At 44.1% G+C, this 17,062-nt stretch carries 13 protein-coding genes and 1 riboswitch; of the genes, 11 read left to right on the top strand and 2 right to left on the bottom strand.

Annotated features, from left to right (window positions below; translation table 11 throughout):
• Positions 1-93: 93 nt before the first annotated feature.
• Entirely contained in the window at positions 94-888 is a 795-nt protein-coding gene (locus tag ACFPA1_RS11965) for an ABC transporter substrate-binding protein (protein WP_378583441.1), read from the bottom strand.
• Positions 889-956: 68 nt separating this feature from the next.
• Positions 957-1,141, bottom strand: a riboswitch (Lysine riboswitch).
• A gap of 180 nt (positions 1,142-1,321) precedes the next feature.
• Here ACFPA1_RS11965 and ACFPA1_RS11960 point away from each other — a divergent pair.
• Positions 1,322-2,971 (top strand): M20/M25/M40 family metallo-hydrolase, encoded by a 1,650-nt coding sequence (locus ACFPA1_RS11960; protein WP_213144497.1) that lies wholly within the window; start codon positions 1,322-1,324, stop codon positions 2,969-2,971.
• Between the two features lie 94 nt (positions 2,972-3,065).
• Positions 3,066-3,611, top strand: a complete 546-nt coding sequence (locus ACFPA1_RS11955; protein ID WP_378583113.1) for a TVP38/TMEM64 family protein — start codon at positions 3,066-3,068, stop codon at positions 3,609-3,611.
• A 46-nt stretch (positions 3,612-3,657) separates the two neighbouring features.
• Here the strand turns inward: ACFPA1_RS11955 and ACFPA1_RS11950 are convergent, their stop codons facing one another.
• Entirely contained in the window at positions 3,658-6,027 is a 2,370-nt protein-coding gene (locus ACFPA1_RS11950) for an immune inhibitor A domain-containing protein (protein ID WP_378583110.1), read from the bottom strand.
• 419 nt (positions 6,028-6,446) lie between these two features.
• Here ACFPA1_RS11950 and ACFPA1_RS11945 point away from each other — a divergent pair, with 419 nt between their 5' ends.
• The 9 genes from ACFPA1_RS11945 to hprK all read left to right on the top strand — a co-directional run bounded on the left by ACFPA1_RS11945 (position 6,447) and on the right by hprK (position 17,005).
• Positions 6,447-6,731, top strand: coding sequence for a YhdT family protein (locus tag ACFPA1_RS11945; protein ID WP_378583107.1), 285 nt, complete (start codon positions 6,447-6,449; stop codon positions 6,729-6,731).
• Positions 6,728-8,173, top strand: a complete 1,446-nt coding sequence (panF, locus tag ACFPA1_RS11940; RefSeq protein ID WP_378583105.1) for a sodium/pantothenate symporter — start codon at positions 6,728-6,730, stop codon at positions 8,171-8,173. Before ACFPA1_RS11945 ends, panF begins: the two co-directional genes overlap by 4 nt.
• A 99-nt stretch (positions 8,174-8,272) precedes the next feature.
• The gene (locus tag ACFPA1_RS11935) at positions 8,273-8,518 is read left to right on the top strand and encodes a CsbA family protein (protein WP_261363790.1); all 246 of its coding nucleotides are present in this window, start codon (positions 8,273-8,275) and stop codon (positions 8,516-8,518) included.
• A gap of 259 nt (positions 8,519-8,777) precedes the next feature.
• The gene (gene uvrB / locus ACFPA1_RS11930; RefSeq protein ID WP_378583102.1) at positions 8,778-10,757 is read left to right on the top strand and encodes an excinuclease ABC subunit UvrB; all 1,980 of its coding nucleotides are present in this window, start codon (positions 8,778-8,780) and stop codon (positions 10,755-10,757) included.
• A 39-nt stretch (positions 10,758-10,796) separates the two neighbouring features.
• On the top strand, positions 10,797-13,670 hold the full coding sequence (gene uvrA / locus ACFPA1_RS11925; protein ID WP_213144200.1) for an excinuclease ABC subunit UvrA: 2,874 nt from the start codon (positions 10,797-10,799) through the stop codon (positions 13,668-13,670).
• A gap of 330 nt (positions 13,671-14,000) precedes the next feature.
• The gene (locus ACFPA1_RS11920; protein ID WP_378583099.1) at positions 14,001-14,315 is read left to right on the top strand and encodes a DUF4870 domain-containing protein; all 315 of its coding nucleotides are present in this window, start codon (positions 14,001-14,003) and stop codon (positions 14,313-14,315) included.
• A 42-nt stretch (positions 14,316-14,357) separates the two neighbouring features.
• Complete coding sequence (locus ACFPA1_RS11915; protein ID WP_378583097.1) at positions 14,358-15,464, top strand: DUF4097 family beta strand repeat-containing protein; 1,107 nt, start codon at positions 14,358-14,360, stop codon at positions 15,462-15,464.
• Between the two features lie 68 nt (positions 15,465-15,532).
• Positions 15,533-15,901: a phage holin family protein gene (locus ACFPA1_RS11910; RefSeq protein ID WP_213144202.1), complete on the top strand. Its 369-nt coding sequence runs from the start codon at positions 15,533-15,535 to the stop codon at positions 15,899-15,901.
• 168 nt (positions 15,902-16,069) lie between these two features.
• Positions 16,070-17,005 (top strand): HPr(Ser) kinase/phosphatase, encoded by a 936-nt coding sequence (hprK, locus tag ACFPA1_RS11905; RefSeq protein ID WP_213144203.1) that lies wholly within the window; start codon positions 16,070-16,072, stop codon positions 17,003-17,005.
• Positions 17,006-17,062: the final 57 nt, after the last annotated feature.

Here is a 17,062-nt window from a genome sequence, read left to right as displayed (position 1 = left end):
TCATTTCTACCTCCTTTGAAAAAACGTAAGCCCCAAGCATGGAGCTTACGTTATCCAATTTTCCTATTTTGCGTCTTAAAGATGTGCGGGTGCTTACTTTTCAAGTAAGTTTTCGTTGAACCATTTTTTGCTGATTTTTTCGTAAGTGCCATCCTTCTGCATGTCGTCAATGGCTTTGTTGATTTTATCAGCAAGCTCTTTGTTACCTTCTGCAACCGCAACACTAACGCGGTCCTCATTTAGCAGGTTGCCAATCGGCTTGATTTTTAAACCTTTTTCGTTTTTCGCATTCAAACCGACGATTTTATCAGTAATAACGGCATCTAAACGGCCAATTGCCAAGTCCTGAAGAGCGTTAACATCAGATGGATATCCTTTTACTTGATCGGATAGTTCAAGGGCCATATCTTTCCAAGTGCTTGCCTGGATGACGCCGATTGTTTTTCCCTTTAAATCATCTTTTGAAGTAATATTACTGTTGTTCTCAGCCACAAAGATTTGGGCGCCGGATAAATAATATGGGTTTGTGAAGTCTACTTGTTTATCACGTTCAGGTGTTGCTGTCATACTTCCGATAATTGCATCGTATTTTTTAGCTTTTAAACCTTGGATGATAGTTTCCCATTGATTAGTCACAGGATTTGCCTTTACACCAATTCTTTTGGCAATCTCATTACCAATTTCTACGTCAAAACCAGTTAATTTGTCATCCTTCTTAAAGTTTAATGGCGGATATTGCCCGCTCATCGCAAACGATAGTGTACCCTCTTTAATTAGGCCTAAATCTTCACCCTTTGCCTGGTCTGTTTTAGCTGTTTCTTTCGATCCGCACGCTGCTAGAATCAAAAGTAATGCAGAAACTACTAATATCATAAGTTTTCTCATGATGCTTCCCCCTTTTTAATATAAAAAGCACCGTCCATGTGACGGTGCCTGACACCCTCATTAAAAGCTTTGAATTAGATAGTTCTCCACAATTCTCGTGAGAATTGTGACAGTTCTGCCCCATTTCGAGTACAGCCCCAGCCCTCTGAAAACAGTGATTTCAGAGGCTTCGGCGATTTATCCTTTTTCCTATTTTCATAGATTTCACTGAATCTCCAATAGGATACTAATATAAATCGCGACCTCTACCTCATCTCAAAAGCTTAAAGATGAGGAATTAATATTCTTTTCGCAATAATTAGTATAAGTAAATATTTATACATAATCAAGTATAAATTTACTAGAATATTTCCCCATTTGAAAAGACTTGACGAAAATTTGTTAATTGGTATACATTTTTCTACAATACTAATCTTAAAAAAAAGGGGTCAGAATGATGCTGCAATGCCGTGAGGATGTATTGGCATTCACGAACCAACTCGTGAATATCGAAAGTATTGTGAATACAAAGGGTGAAAAAACAATTGCCCAATATTTATATAAATTTATTTCTGCTTTTCCTTATTTTTCAAAAAATCCTTCTCACATGACGATGTCTCAAACCATTCAGGATGAACATGAAAGATATAATGTATTGGCATTTGTCAAAGGTACAAAAGGGAATAGCCGCCGTACGGTCATTTTGATGGGACATATGGACACGGTTGGAATTGATGATTTTAATCACCTAAAAGAACATGCGTGTTTTCCGGATCAACTAATGGCTGCGTTAAAGAGGGAGGAGCTGCCTGCCTCGGCGAAGGAACATTTAGACTCGGGCGACTGGTTGTTTGGTAGAGGGGTACTCGATATGAAAAGTGGAGTAGCCAGCCACCTCTATCTATTAAAATACTATTCTGAGCATCCGGAAGAGCTTGATGGAAACATCGTCTTTTTAGCAGAATGTGATGAAGAGGACAGCTCTCACGGAGTTTTATCAGCCTTAAAGGTCCTGAAAAGCTGGAAACAGGAGCATGGTTTTGAATATGCTGCGGCGATCAATTCCGATTTCGTCTCCCCGCGCTTTGCAGGAGATGTAAATCGCTATATCTATATGGGGACAGTAGGCAAGCTTCTGCCATCCTTTTTTATTACTGGTGCAGAAACGCATGTTGGCTCTTGCTTTGAAGGGCTTGACCCTAACTTTATCGCGGCGGAGCTGACGAAGCAGATTGATTATAATCCCGAGCTTTGCAATGAGGCCTTTGGTGAAATCACAGTTCCCCCTGTTTCTTTAAAACAAACAGACCTGAAACCGTCTTATACCGTTCAGACCGCGTTGTCTGCCTATGTATACTACAATTTCTTCATCCATTCCTGGTCTCCGAAGGATGTCCTAGTGAAATTAAAAGAGCAGGCGCGTATTGCATTTGAAAACGCCTTGAATGCTTTTGATGAAAGATATAAGCAGTTTAGCAGCTTAAGCGGCGAACCATATTTCAAACATCCTTGGCAGCCAAGAGTGTTCACATATGAAGAAATGGAACAACAGTTGGTTATGGAGCACGGTGATACCTTTATCACGCATATGAATCAATTTAAAGAGAGTTTAATGGAGGATAAGGAACTGGATACCCGCATGTTCGCAGCAAGGGTCGTAGAAGAGGCTTGGAACTGGATGAAGGACAAAAACCCTGCCATTATTCTTTTCTATTCATCTCTTTATTCTCCAAGAATTGAGCTGTCCGGCAAGAATGAGCAGGAACAGGCCTTGATTGATGCGTTAAATCAAGCAGTGGAATCGATTCAGCCAGCCTATCCACATCCGATTGTAACGCGGAATTTCTTCCCATATATCTCGGATATGAGCTTTGTTGCGCTAAGCGATGACGAAGAAGGAATAGAGGCTGTTTCCAATAATAATCCTGGCTGGGGAACAAAGCATTACGTGGAGTACCAAGACATCCGCGACTTAAATGTGCCGGTCATCAATATTGGACCTTATGGACTAGATGCTCATAAAAAGCTGGAAAGAATGGAAATGTCCTATTCACTTGAAGTGGTGCCGAACCTAACTAATCTTGTTATCCGGAATTTATTAAAATAATGAACTGGGTGTCCTGTGAGACGCCCTATATTTTTTTGCCGGTAAATTATAAAATGGAAGAATGTTATAAGGAACGATATGATCGGAGGAACAGATGGAGGCGCACATATTAGCTTGGTTTGAAAACAGCGGCACATTTGCAATATGGCTAAGTATCTTGTTGAATATCATCATTAGTTTCCTAGGGGTTGTTCCGAGCGTTTTTCTAACCGCAGCCAACATCAGCTTCTTCGGATTTGGCCACGGATTGTTGATTTCGATTCTTGGTGAGGCCTTTGGAGCCATTATTAGTTTTTATTTATATCGAAAAGGTATCAATAGGGTAAAAAACAAGATTGCGATAAAAAATAAATTTTTAGATAGATTGCAAAATACGCAAGATATGGAAGCATTTTTTCTGATATTCGCACTTAGGATTTTTCCGTTCATCCCTTCTGGAATGGTGACGCTTGTTAGTGCCGGAAGCAAGGTGGGGATTGTTAATTTTTCCATTGCCAGCACGCTTGGAAAAATCCCCGCCTTATTAATAGAGGCTTACTCCGTGAAGCAGGTTTTGGATTGGAGTTTACAAGGGAAAATTATTTTAGGGTTATGTTCAATTTTCATGGTAGTTATTTTAATAAAAAGGTTTCAAAAATAAGAACAAGGGTCCCTGCGAAAAAGTGAGGGTACCCTTGTTTATTTTCCTATTTAAAGATTAATACCTTTCCAACTGTGCCATCAGCGCTTTCCCCAACTACACGGAATTTTAATCCGTAGTTTGGTACGTTACGGCCTGCATCAACTAGGCCAGGGTTGCTGTAGTCAGACTTGTCATCAAAAAGCGGATTCCGCTGAGTGAAGTTGTCGGTCAACGTAAATTGCGATGGATAATTCAAGAACATTTTTTCAGTTTTGCTTAGGCCAAATGCAGCGTCATGTAATTGGTAACGAGAGGAGCTGACAGTTTTATCGCTCCAGGATAGAGCATGCTGGTCAGCATCCACTACACCAAGGAAACCGTCCCCAGGGTGAACGCCAGTCCAGTTATTATCCTGGGATTCGTCAACGTACCAGACAACCAAACCAGGGTCATAGCTCATCAAGCTTGCGCCGCGGCGAAGGTGGGCTAATCCGGCATCGACACCGTTATGGGAGCGCCACTCCAATAGATAATAGTGATTAGAAGTAAATTTCCCATCATGTTTCACGAAGCCATCAAGTGTAAACTTAAGGGACTCTTCTTCCGCACCATCAAATAACAATTGTGTACCATTGGATGTCACTTTCACGTTGTCAACGAAGAACCCATCTAAATTAGTAGCCCAGTCAGTCATTGAACGGAATTGTAGTTTAATTTCCTTTCCAGCAAATTCGCTCAAATCAATGGTCTCATGCACCCATCCATTACTTGACCCGGTATAGCCTGGCAGGTTTTCTTTAATTGCCGGATAACCGTTAGGGTCAAGAGTTGTGCTAGTTAGGCCGGATGATAGGGACTTCCATGTCTTTCCACCATTGGTTGATACCTGCACCATCGCATAATCCCAATCTTTTTCAATGTTGTACCAAGCATCGAAATCCAGGGTTGCGCTCGCTTTACCCGTTAAATCTACTGTGGTTATCATCTTATGGTCAACTTCATCGCCTTTGCCGCCATAATATTCATATTTTCCTTCTTTTGGAGTGTTCAAGGTAGTTACCTTTTTAGGTAAATCAATCCTAACAGCATCATTATTGGTACCTTTTGTTACACCTTCATCAAGAAGAACCGTAGTACCTTCTTTTGTAATGGAATCAGCCTTAAGTGTGGTTCCGGATAACCAGTTACCACCGTGCAAGTTCTGCAGCATTTCTTTAGCGAACGGACTAAAGCCAGAGGGTTCAGTACCCGGAATGTCTCCTGCCCAGCTGCCGCTTGCCATAATCGACCAGTAAGCAATAGCTTCGCCAGCACCACTATATACCGTGTCGTACTCATCAGGAAGACCTAAGTCATGGCCGAATTCGTGGGCGAATACTCCGGCAGCGCCGTCTTCAGGCTCTATGGTGTAATCGTAAGCACCAAGGAGACCGCCAAAACGATCGCTATTAGATGTTCCGCCCGGAACCGCAACTAGGCCTCCTAGATTCGAACGGTGAGACCAAATTGCATCGCCGCCTAAAGAACCTCCGCCAGCTTCTTCACCAACACCAGCATGAAGGACCATTAAATGGTCGATAATCCCGTCCGGCTCGTTATAGACGCCATCACCATCATAATCATCGCGGTCCCATACATCATACTCACTTAAGTCAATATTTGGATCCGCTCCAGCTTTTTTAAGTGCTTCATATATTAGAGTACGAGGACGAATATCGCTTCCGTTTTCGTCCGGATAGTTCCCGCCATAATACGAAGCAGGATGGTCAGCCGTATACCATCCGGCAACAGTTCCATCAACCGTATAGCTGCCACCTGATTGCTGTTCATAATACTGTTTCATAGAAACAAGCTTCTCTCCATTAGGCCCTTCATAGCCGTCTTTACCAAAAATCATATTTTGGAAATGGTCGTGGGTATAATCCTCATACCACATATCCGTTTCATCTTTTGTGATGGAGCTTTTCGCGTAATCTGGAAAATCTATAGCTAAAACCAGGACTTTATCATGGCGTACTTCACCAGCATAATTCTCTTTTTGTACTGAATCCACTGTATTTTTGTTAGCCTGTCCCAATTTATTGCCGTTTCCATTTTTAAGTCCGTTCGATTTTGGCTCGGTACTTTCTTTAACTGTGCCAAGTCCGGCAGGGAGCTGGTCTTTTGTCTTGAAAGCTTTGCCTTTTGCTTTTAGATATTGTTGTAATGCCTTTTCCGCCTCTGCAGGGCTTGCATTTTTAGCAATTTTCCCTTGGCGCTTCAGCATTTCTATTAATCTCTCATCATTAGCAATCCCCAGGTCAACCGTTGACCCCTGTGCCGATACTTTTGCTACCGGCCCTGCGGCTTTTCCGGCAGGTACTGCGGCCACGTTCAGCATTCCTAGCCCTAAAGATAGTGCCAGTGTAGTAGAAAAAAGTTTTCTTCTTTTCATAAAGCCCCTCCTAGACAATATTTGTAACCGTTTTCACTATTTGTTTCAAAAAAACTACGTTATGTACCATTCCCCCTACAGGGTTACTAAAAAAACTTAGCCTCCCTAAGAAAATAGAATCTATTTTAATAATAAAATTGGTACAGAAAATTGTAAATATTTAAAATATTAAATGTTAAAAATAGTTAAATTATCCTAAAAATCGGAAACATGCTTCATTGTTTGATAAGCATTCTTCAACATAAAGCGGGAATTTTCTCCTATTTTTTCAAGTGATTAGGTTTGGTAAAATATTCATTATTCGTTAAAATAGGAAATTGGAATTATATCCCGTATCATAGGGAAGAATTAACGCTTTAAAGCATTGGAGGTCAGGCACCGCTTGGCAATGCGTTAAAGTGATGATTAGGAGGGTTTTTGTGAAGAAGCGAGATAACCCACTGGACAAGCGGTTTAAGATTGCCCACCGGGAAGCGTTAATCGGCGTGGTTCTGGTTGTAATCAATTTTGTATGGTGGTACGGGTTTGCTTACGGTTTGGGTTCCAAAAAGGTAGAAGATTACTCATACATATTCGGCTTGCCGGCCTGGTTTTTCTATAGCTGCATCGCCGGATTTATCGTAATGATCATTCTTGTCAGCCTGACCGTGAAATTTCTATTTAAAGATGTACCGTTTGAAGAGGAAGAGAGGAATGCCGAGTGAACTGGGCAGTCATTACGCCATTAATTATTTTTTTATTCATCATTTTTGCTGTCGGCTTCTGGTCGAATAAATTTGTCCTCAAATCCAATTCGTTTTTGGAGGAATATTTTTTAGGCGAACGTCAGATGGGCGGCTTCATTCTCGCGATGACGATGGTGGCCACCTATGGCAGCGCTTCAAGCTTTATCGGCGGGCCGGGTGTTGCCTATACACAAGGTCTGGGCTGGGTACTGCTGGCGATGGCCCAGCTGGCGACCGGTTATTTCACCTTGATGGTCTTGGGCAAGAAATTTGCGATTATTTCCCGCCGGTATAAAGCCATTACCTTGATTGATTTTTTGAAAAATCGTTATCGTAGCAAGACGGTCGTTCTTTTATCAGCGGCCAGTATTATCATTTTTCTATTCTCATCGATGACGGCTCAATGGATTGGCGGAGCTAGGTTGGTGGAGTCGTTAACTGGACTGCCATATACGGTTGCATTATTAATCTTTGCTTTTTCAGTCCTTGTTTTTGTTATTGTGGGGGGGTTCCGGGCTGTTGCTCTGACGGATACGATTCAAGGCGTCGTCATGTTCATGGGAACTTTAATTCTTCTTATTGCCACTATTAAGGCAGGCGGGGGAATCCCAAGGATAATCTCCGATTTGGCGGCAGAAAATCCTAACTTAATCAGCCCATTTGGTGCCGAACGCACTTTAACGCCGGCGTATGTTTCCTCGTTTTGGATTTTAGTTGGGATCGGCGTCGTCGGCCTGCCGCAGATTGCGGTTCGGGCCATGTCCTATAAAAACTCAAAGGCAATGCATAATGCCATTATCATTGGAACAGTTGTGGTCGGCTTTATCATGCTTGGCATGCACCTCATTGGCGTTTTCGCAAGGCCAGTGCTACCAGGTGTTAAAATCGGCGATACCGTTATGCCGCTGCTCTCTATGAAAGTGCTCCCGCCGTTTGTTGCGGGTATCGTGCTGGCGGCTCCGATGGCGGCCATCATGTCAACAGTTGATGCCCTGTTGATTTTGGTCAGCTCGGCATTGGTGAAGGATGTTTATCTAAATTATATTAAACCGACCGCCAGCGACCAGCAAATTAAAAAGGTAAGTTTCAGCGTAACAGCGATTATTGGCATCCTGGTCATTTTGCTCGCGTTGAGTCCGCCGGATTTAATCATTTGGCTCAATCTATTTTCGTTTGGCGGCTTGGAGTCCGTGTTTATTTGGCCGGTTATTTTAGGCTTGTATTGGAGCAAGGGGAATAAATATGGGGCAATCACATCGATGATTTTGGGGATGAGTTCCTACATTATCTTTGACCGATTTTATCCTAATCCCCTCGGCGTGCATACGGTGGTGCTGCCAATCCTGATTTCCCTGGCCGGATTTGTCGTCGTAAGTATTTTTACTAATTCTAAATCTAACAGTTTTGTACTGGAAAAATAAGAAGCACTTCAGGGTGCCCCGCTTCGGGACTATTTTTGTTGCAATTTTCTTTATGAATTTTTAAAATAAATTAACAGAATGAAGAGGTGGGGGATCCCATTGGTAGAGGTTATTCGCCATTTATCGGCGCTTATCATGCCAGGTTTATTAGTGTTATTTTTTACAAGGGTTACATACAATCGGGTGATTGGACTTGTCCTGACGGTGGCGCTTATCGCAGCTTCTGTATACAAGGGGTATACCAATACGTTTGTCCTGATTGTCATTGACGCCTTTTCGCTGACCGCCGGTTTCTGGCTCGCCGCGAAAATGAAGCCCAAAACCGTTAGAAAAATTGATGGATAATAGTCTGCCTTAATTGGCAGGCTTTTTTTTAGTTTAAAAGAGGGTGCCATCGGTAAAAATAGACCTCTTATTTTTACCAGAAAGAGTATTTTCCATGGACAAAGAGGGAAATACATAAAAAACGAATATTAGTTCGCATATTTCTGGTTTGATTTTGGGTAAATGTGTTAAAATGTTAATATGCAATTTAGGAGGATACACTTTCTAGCTGCCTCAAGAAAGTGTTAACGGTAGTTTTCTAAAAAGGGAGGGAAACCGTGTGAAGGACCAATTTGAGTTAGTTTCAAAGTATTCCCCACAAGGCGACCAGCCGGGTGCCATTAAAGAACTAGTCGAAGGCATCCGAAACAATAAGAAGTACCAGACGCTTCTTGGTGCAACAGGTACGGGGAAGACTTTTACCATTTCAAATGTGATAAAGGAAATTAATAAACCAACCCTTGTTATCGCCCACAATAAAACATTAGCCGGCCAGCTTTACAGCGAGTTCAAGGAGTTTTTTCCAAACAATGCAGTAGAGTATTTTGTCAGCTATTACGATTACTATCAGCCGGAAGCGTACGTTCCGCAGACAGATACGTTTATTGAAAAAGATGCCAGCATCAACGATGAGATTGATAAACTGCGGCACTCCGCGACTTCTTCTTTGTTCGAACGCAAGGACGTCATCATCATCGCCAGCGTATCCTGTATTTACGGCCTCGGTTCGCCGGAGGAATACCGGGAGATGGTGGTTTCCCTCCGCACTGGCATGGAAATTGAGCGCAATCAGCTGCTTCATCGTCTGGTTGATATCCAATATGAACGAAATGATATCGATTTTAAGCGCGGGACGTTCCGTGTACGTGGCGATGTGGTCGAGATTTTCCCGGTTTCCCGCGATGAACACTGTATGCGGGTTGAATTTTTCGGGGATGAAATTGACAGGATCCGCGAGGTTGACGCCCTGACCGGTGAAATCATCGGTGAACGCGATCATGTGGCAATTTTCCCAGCATCCCACTTCGTTACCAGGGAAGAGAAGATGCGAATAGCCATCGAGAATATTGAAAAAGAGCTTGAAGAACGGCTTACCATAATGCGTGAAAACAATAAGCTGCTAGAGGCACAGCGGCTGGAACAGCGCACCCGCTATGACTTAGAAATGATGCGCGAAATGGGCTTTTGTTCCGGAATCGAGAACTACTCGCGCCATCTGACCCTCAGACCGGCAGGCTCGACACCATATACATTAATAGATTATTTTCCAGAAGACTTCCTCATAGTGATTGACGAGTCGCATGTAACTTTGCCGCAAATCAGGGGAATGTTCAATGGCGACAAGGCGCGGAAGGAAGTTCTGGTGGAACATGGTTTCCGCCTTCCATCTGCGTTGGATAACCGGCCGCTCACGTTTGACGAGTTTGAAAAACATATCCACAACATCGTCTTCGTTTCAGCGACACCGGGACCTTATGAGCAAGAGCATACACCAGAAATGATAGAGCAAATCATTCGCCCAACTGGACTACTAGATCCAACCATCGATGTCCGTCCAATCCATGGGCAAATTGATGACCTGATTGGCGAAATTCAGGATCGCGTTAAACGAAACGAACGCGTTCTGGTCACAACTTTAACGAAAAAAATGTCCGAAGACTTAACGGATTATCTGAAGGAAATTGGCATCAAGGTCCAGTATTTGCACTCTGAGATCAAAACGCTTGAGCGGATTGAGATTATTCGTGAGCTTCGTCTTGGCAAATACGATGTTCTGGTCGGAATTAACCTGCTCCGGGAAGGTCTCGATATTCCAGAGGTTTCTTTGGTTACCATTCTTGATGCCGACAAGGAAGGCTTCCTCCGTTCGGAACGTTCCTTGATTCAGACGATTGGCCGGGCGGCCCGGAATGCAAACGGTCATGTCATCATGTATGCGGACCGAATGACCAATTCAATGGAATTGGCCATCAGCGAGACGAAGCGCCGCCGTGCTATACAAGAGGAGTACAATAAAAAGCATGGCATTACGCCTAAGACTATTCAGAAGGATATCCGTGATGTCATCCGCGCTACCCATGCGGCGGAAGAACAGGAAGATTACAAACCGACTGCAGCATTTGGCAAGATGACGAAGAAGGAACGAGACAAACTGATTGGCGATATGGAAAAAGAAATGAAGGCTGCCGCCAAAGCGCTTGATTTTGAGCGTGCCGCAGAGCTTCGTGATTTAATTTTGGAATTAAAGGCGGAAGGGTAACAAAACACCGCTTTTATAAACGGAAGGATGACGTAATGCATGGCAATGGAAAAATTAATTGTGAAAGGTGCCAGAACCCACAATTTAAAAAATGTCGATGTCACCATTCCGAGAGATAAGCTTGTTGTATTGACAGGACTTTCCGGGTCAGGAAAGTCCTCGCTTGCGTTTGATACGATTTATGCAGAAGGTCAGCGCCGCTATGTGGAATCACTCTCGGCCTACGCAAGGCAGTTTCTCGGACAAATGGATAAGCCCGATGTGGACATGATCGAAGGTTTGTCTCCGGCAATTTCAATCGATCAAAAAACAACTAGCCGGAATCCGCGCTCAACGGTCGGAACGGTGACCGAAATCTACGATTATTTAAGATTGTTATTTGCCAGAGTCGGACATCCAACCTGTCCGATTCACCATATTGAAATCTCCTCACAAACCATTGAGCAGATGGTCGACCGTGTTCTCGAATATCCAGAACGCACGAAAATGCAAATCCTCGCTCCAGTGATTTCAGGGCGTAAAGGACAGCATGTTAAGGTATTTGAAGACATTAAAAAGCAAGGCTTTGTCCGTGTCCGAGTTGACGGGGAAATGCTCGACCTGAGCGACGAAATTGAGCTTGATAAAAATAAAAAGCATTCGATTGAAGTGGTTGTTGACCGGATTGTCATTAAAGAAGGTATCGCCGCTCGTGCGGCCGACTCCATTGAAACCGCCTTGGGTCTTGGCGAAGGAAAGGTAATCGTTGATGTCATTGGCGAGGAAGAGCTTCTGTTCAGTGAAAACCACTCATGCCCTCAATGCGGATTTTCGATTGGGGAACTGGAACCGCGGATGTTCTCATTTAACAGTCCGTTCGGAGCCTGCCCGCAATGTGATGGCTTGGGCTCAAAGCTTGAGGTTGATCTCGATTTGGTGATTCCAAATAAAGATTTGACCTTGAAGCAGCATGCCATTGCTCCATGGGAACCAACAAGCTCACAATATTACCCGCAGCTGCTGGAAGCAGTCTGCAATCATTATGGTATTGAAATGGATATTCCTGTAAAGGACCTTCCGGAACACCAGCTTGAAAAAATTCTCTATGGCTCAGGTTCGGAAAAAATTTACTTCCGCTACGAGAACGATTTTGGGCAGCTCCGTGAGGGCTATATCCAATTTGAAGGTGTCATTAGCAATGTCGAGCGCCGCTACAAGGAGACAAGCTCTGATTTCATCCGCGAGCAAATGGAAAAATACATGGGCCATCAGCCATGCCCAACCTGTAAAGGCTACCGTTTGAAGAAAGAAGCACTGGCTGTTTTAATCAACGGCCGTCATATCTCACAAATAACCGAACTTGCCATTGATGAAGCGAAGGCCTTTTTCTCGAGCCTACAGCTTTCCGAAAAAGAAGAGCAGATTTCTAGATTGATTTTACGAGAAATAGACGAGCGCATAGGCTTCCTCATCAATGTTGGCCTTGATTATCTGAATTTAAGCAGGCAGGCAGGAACCCTTTCAGGTGGAGAGGCTCAGCGGATCCGCTTAGCGACGCAAATTGGTTCCCGGCTGACCGGCGTGCTCTATATCCTGGATGAACCGTCTATCGGCCTTCACCAGCGCGACAATGACCGGTTAATTGGGACGCTGCAAAATATGCGTGATATCGGCAACACGCTGATTGTCGTTGAGCATGATGAGGATACGATGATGGCGGCGGATTACTTGATTGATATTGGTCCGGGTGCGGGGGTGCACGGAGGTGAAGTCGTTTCCGCTGGGACGCCGGCAGAGGTGATGGCCGACCCGAACTCGCTGACAGGCCAGTATTTGTCCGGGAAAAAGTTTATTCCACTGCCGCTTGAACGCCGCAAGCCGGATGGCCGCTATGTTGAAATCAAAGGGGCGGCCGAAAACAACTTAAAAAATGTCAACGTGAAGATTCCATTAGGGCAATTTATCGCCGTAACGGGCGTTTCCGGTTCCGGAAAAAGTACGCTTGTGAATGAAATCCTTCATAAGGCACTGGCACAGAAGCTTAATCGCGCAAAAACGAAGCCAGGCCAACACAAGAGTATTAAGGGTATAGAACATTTAGAAAAGGTCATTGATATCGACCAGTCACCAATCGGTCGGACGCCGCGCTCAAATCCGGCAACTTACACCGGTGTGTTTGATGACATTCGTGATGTGTATGCTGCCACAAATGAATCCAAAGTCCGCGGATACAAAAAGGGCCGCTTCAGCTTTAACGTAAAAGGCGGCCGCTGTGAGGCCTGCCGCGGTGATGGGATTATTAAAATCGAAATGCACTTTTTACCTGATGTGTATGTTCCTTGCGAGGTTTGCCACGGTAAACGCTACAACCGTGAAACGCTCGAGGTAAAATATAAAGGCAAAAATATTTCTGAAGTTCTCGATATGACCGTTGAGGACGCAGTGAAATTTTTTGAAAACATTCCAAAAATCAGCCGCAAGCTCCAGACGATTTATGATGTGGGACTAGGTTACATGACGCTTGGCCAGCCGGCAACGACGATGTCGGGAGGGGAAGCGCAGCGCGTCAAGCTTGCCTCCGAGCTGCACCGCCGCTCCAATGGCCGTTCGTTCTATATCTTGGATGAGCCGACAACCGGCCTCCATGTAGATGATATTTCACGTTTGCTTGTGGTGCTGCAGCGGCTAGTCGAAAATGGCGACACCGTGTTGGTCATTGAGCATAACCTGGATGTTATCAAAACCGCCGATTACCTGATCGACCTTGGACCAGAGGGCGGCGACAAAGGCGGTACGATTGTCGCTACGGGAACCCCAGAAAAGGTTGCTGAAGTTCCAGAATCGTACACTGGAAAATACCTCAAGCCAATCCTTGAGCGCGACCGATTAAGAATGAAACAGGAAATTGAAGATAAAAGTGCGATCAATGCATAGATAAGGTCTAAGAAGAGCCGGAACCGCTTCTGAAGTGGGGCCGGCTCTTTTTTGTCTGGGAAATTACCGATTAATGGATGCTGCTGACTCCGGAATTGGTGTTCGGCGGATAACGGCAGGAAATAGGCGGATATGATGCACAGTTCGGCGGATATACCCAAAATTTTGGCGGATATAATCGGGAATTCAGCGGATAACTCCCAATATCTGGCGGATAATCCCGAGACCCCTATCCCATACTACCTTGAGCGTATAAAAAGCACCGACTTCAAAATTTCGAAACCTTTCCCGGCCCAATCCGTAAATAAAGGATAAGGGGTGGTGGAGAAAATGGAATCGAGAAAAGTTCTCTCAAGTCTGTGTTATTTCAGCATTTTTTTCGCAGGATTTCTTTTTCCGTTGGTTGTTTATTTTGCATCGGGGGATGAGGTCACCAAGGGGCATGCAAAGAAGTCGTTACTGTCACACTTGCTGCCCGTCGTTTTGACTCCCTTGGCTGTGGTTGCTTTTATCATAGATATGGCCAATTTCCAAGACCAAATTCCGATAATATTTATTGTTAGCCTTATTGTCCTTGCGATCATATGGGTCGTTGTAATCATTTGGAACGTGATAAAAGGCGTAAAGGTCTTGATGGCTGAATAGGATTTTATGAGGAAAAATATTAAACCTTAGAGGGTGGAAACCATGAAAGAGGAACGTACGCGAATTTTAAAAATGGTCGAAGAGGGTAAGCTGTCAGTTGAGGAAGCCTTAACCTTGCTCGAAGAATTGGAGAAGGCTCAAGCTGCGATGGAGCAAAAGCAGGCGCAAATCCTAAATGAGTTATCATCGGCCGTTCACTTTGAGGAGGCGAAAAAGGAAGATCCTGTTTTTGCTAAGTATCAATCGACAAAGGAAAAGATTTTTGAATTTGTCGATACTGCTTTGAAAAAAATAAAAGAGATTGATTTGGACCTGAATTTTGGCCATTCCTATGAAATTTCGCATATTTTTCACCATGGCAATGTAGAACTCAAGGACATGGATATTGACCTTGCGAATGGCTCTGTGAAACTAGTTGCTTGGGATCAGCCGGATGTTCGGGTGGAGTGTCAGGCAAAGGTTTATCGCGTTGACAATCAGGATCAGGCCCGCCAAAACTTTTTAAGGGATGTTACGTTTACAGTGGAGTCCGAAAAGCTGAGCTTTTTAACCCAGCAAAAATGGATGAAGGTGGATGCCGTGATGTTCGTGCCCAAAACGCAGTATGATAAGGTACGGGTGCGGATCTTTAATGGCTCCATTTCCGGCGGTGATATTAATGTAAATGATCTGCGTGTAAAAACTGCAAATGGGAAAATTAAGCTGGAACAGCTCTCAGGCACAAAAGCAGAGATAGAAACAGCGAACGGGAAAATCAAGGTCAAGAACAGCCGCTTTGATGAGCTCGAGGCCGAGACGATAAATGGTGCGATAAAGCTTGACGGTGATTTTAAAAAGGCGGAGGCCCAATCCTTTAATGGGCATGTCAGCGTGAACTTAAGTGGTGACCGTTGCGAATGGATTCATGCCAAAACAACGTCAGGCCCAATTGATTTGTATATTCCCGAGAGCCTGCCGGTAAATGGCGAGCTTAAGACCAATCTGGGCGGCTTTAATCTAAAGCTTGTCGGCGTGCAGATTTTAGAGGAAAAGAGTGAAATGATTCAAAAATCGCTTCGCTTCCAATCCGTCAACCACCCTGATAAAATGTTAAAAATATACGCGGACTCTAAATCGGGTTCGATTTCATTGCAAAAATCGTTTGAATAATTAGGGACTTTGCAAATATATTTTAATGAACAAGCTTTATTAATTTTTTGTAATAGGAGTTTGGTTACATGAGATGGCTGATAGGATGTTTGATCAATGCAGTATTGTTCATGGCGTTTGCCGGTTATTTTCACGATAGCTTATATCTGACAGGATTTTGGGCTGCGCTGCAGGCCAGCATCCTTTTGTCCATCTTAAATATACTAGTACGTCCATTGCTGATCCTGTTCACTCTTCCGGTGACGGTCCTGACAATGGGGTTGTTCCTGTTCGTGATTAATGCGATGACGCTTGAGCTGACAGACTATTTAATGGGGGATGCATTCGAAATCTCCGGTTTTGGCATGGCCCTCTTTTTCTCCTTGCTCATGTCGCTCATCAATATTATCCTTCAAAAAACGATTATGGACTCAGACAGATCTTCAAGGAAAAAATAAACGAAATACCCGCCCCAAACTGGGGGCGGGTATTTTTGTATGGTGACACGTTACACATTTAAACAACTAAAGTATGGTTTAGATAAAAAAAATGTTAAAATAGGAGCAAATTGATTTTTTGATGTAGTTTGTTTTGAAATGAGTGGAAATTTGAAGGAGGTAGCTTCCTTGCCTAAGGTCCGTACAAAAGATGTGTTAGAAAAATTTCAGCTTGAATTGATTTGCGGAGAAGAGGGTATTAATCGCCCGATTACGATGAGTGATATTTCCCGGCCTGGAATTGAAATGGCCGGTTACTTTGAATATTACCCGGCAGAACGCATTCAGCTTTTAGGAATGACAGAGTTATCTTTTTTCGAAGAGCTTCCTGAAAGAGATAAAGCTTCCAGAATGGAGCGGCTATGCACAGATATCACACCGGCTATTATTGTGACGAGAGGCTTGGAGGTTCCTCCTGTGTTAATTGAAGCAGCAGAGCGGGAATCTGTACCGGTTCTCAGAACCACTTTAAAGACGACCCGATTCTCAAGCCGTCTGACCAATTATTTGGAAAGTAAACTGGCGCCTACCACGGCTGTGCATGGGGTATTGGTGGACGTTTACGGCATTGGTGTGTTAATTACCGGAAAAAGCGGCGTCGGTAAGAGTGAAACAGCGCTGGAGCTTGTTAAGCGCGGACACCGTCTCGTTGCCGATGACTGCGTGGAAATCCGTCAGGAGGACCAGGACACACTGGTGGGAACGTCACCGGAATTAATTGAGCATTTATTGGAGATCCGCGGCCTAGGCATCATCAACGTGATGACGCTGTTCGGTGCTGGGGCAGTCCGCAGCAACAAACGGATTACGCTTGTCATCAACCTGGAAATCTGGGATGCCAAGAAGCAATATGACCGCCTTGGCTTGGATGAAGAGAAAATGAAAATCATCGATACTGAGGTAACGAAGCTGACCGTACCGGTCCGTCCAGGACGGAACATTGCCGTCATCATTGAAGTGGCAGCCATGAACTACCGCCTTAAACGTATGGGTGTCAATGCCGCTCAGCAATTTACCGACCGCCTGTCCGACGTTATCGAAGATGTCGAGCATGAAGAGATGTAAAGGGAAGGAATTCGTGGCGGAACTAATGAACCACATGAACAGTTTTAATAGGAAGAG

It is taken from the genome of Neobacillus sp. GCM10023253 (assembly GCF_042653105.1).
Classification (GTDB): Bacteria; Bacillota; Bacilli; order Bacillales; family Cytobacillaceae; genus Neobacillus; species Neobacillus citreus.
Note: the sequence above shows the minus strand (reverse complement) of the source record. Positions and strands in the feature narration are given on the sequence as shown.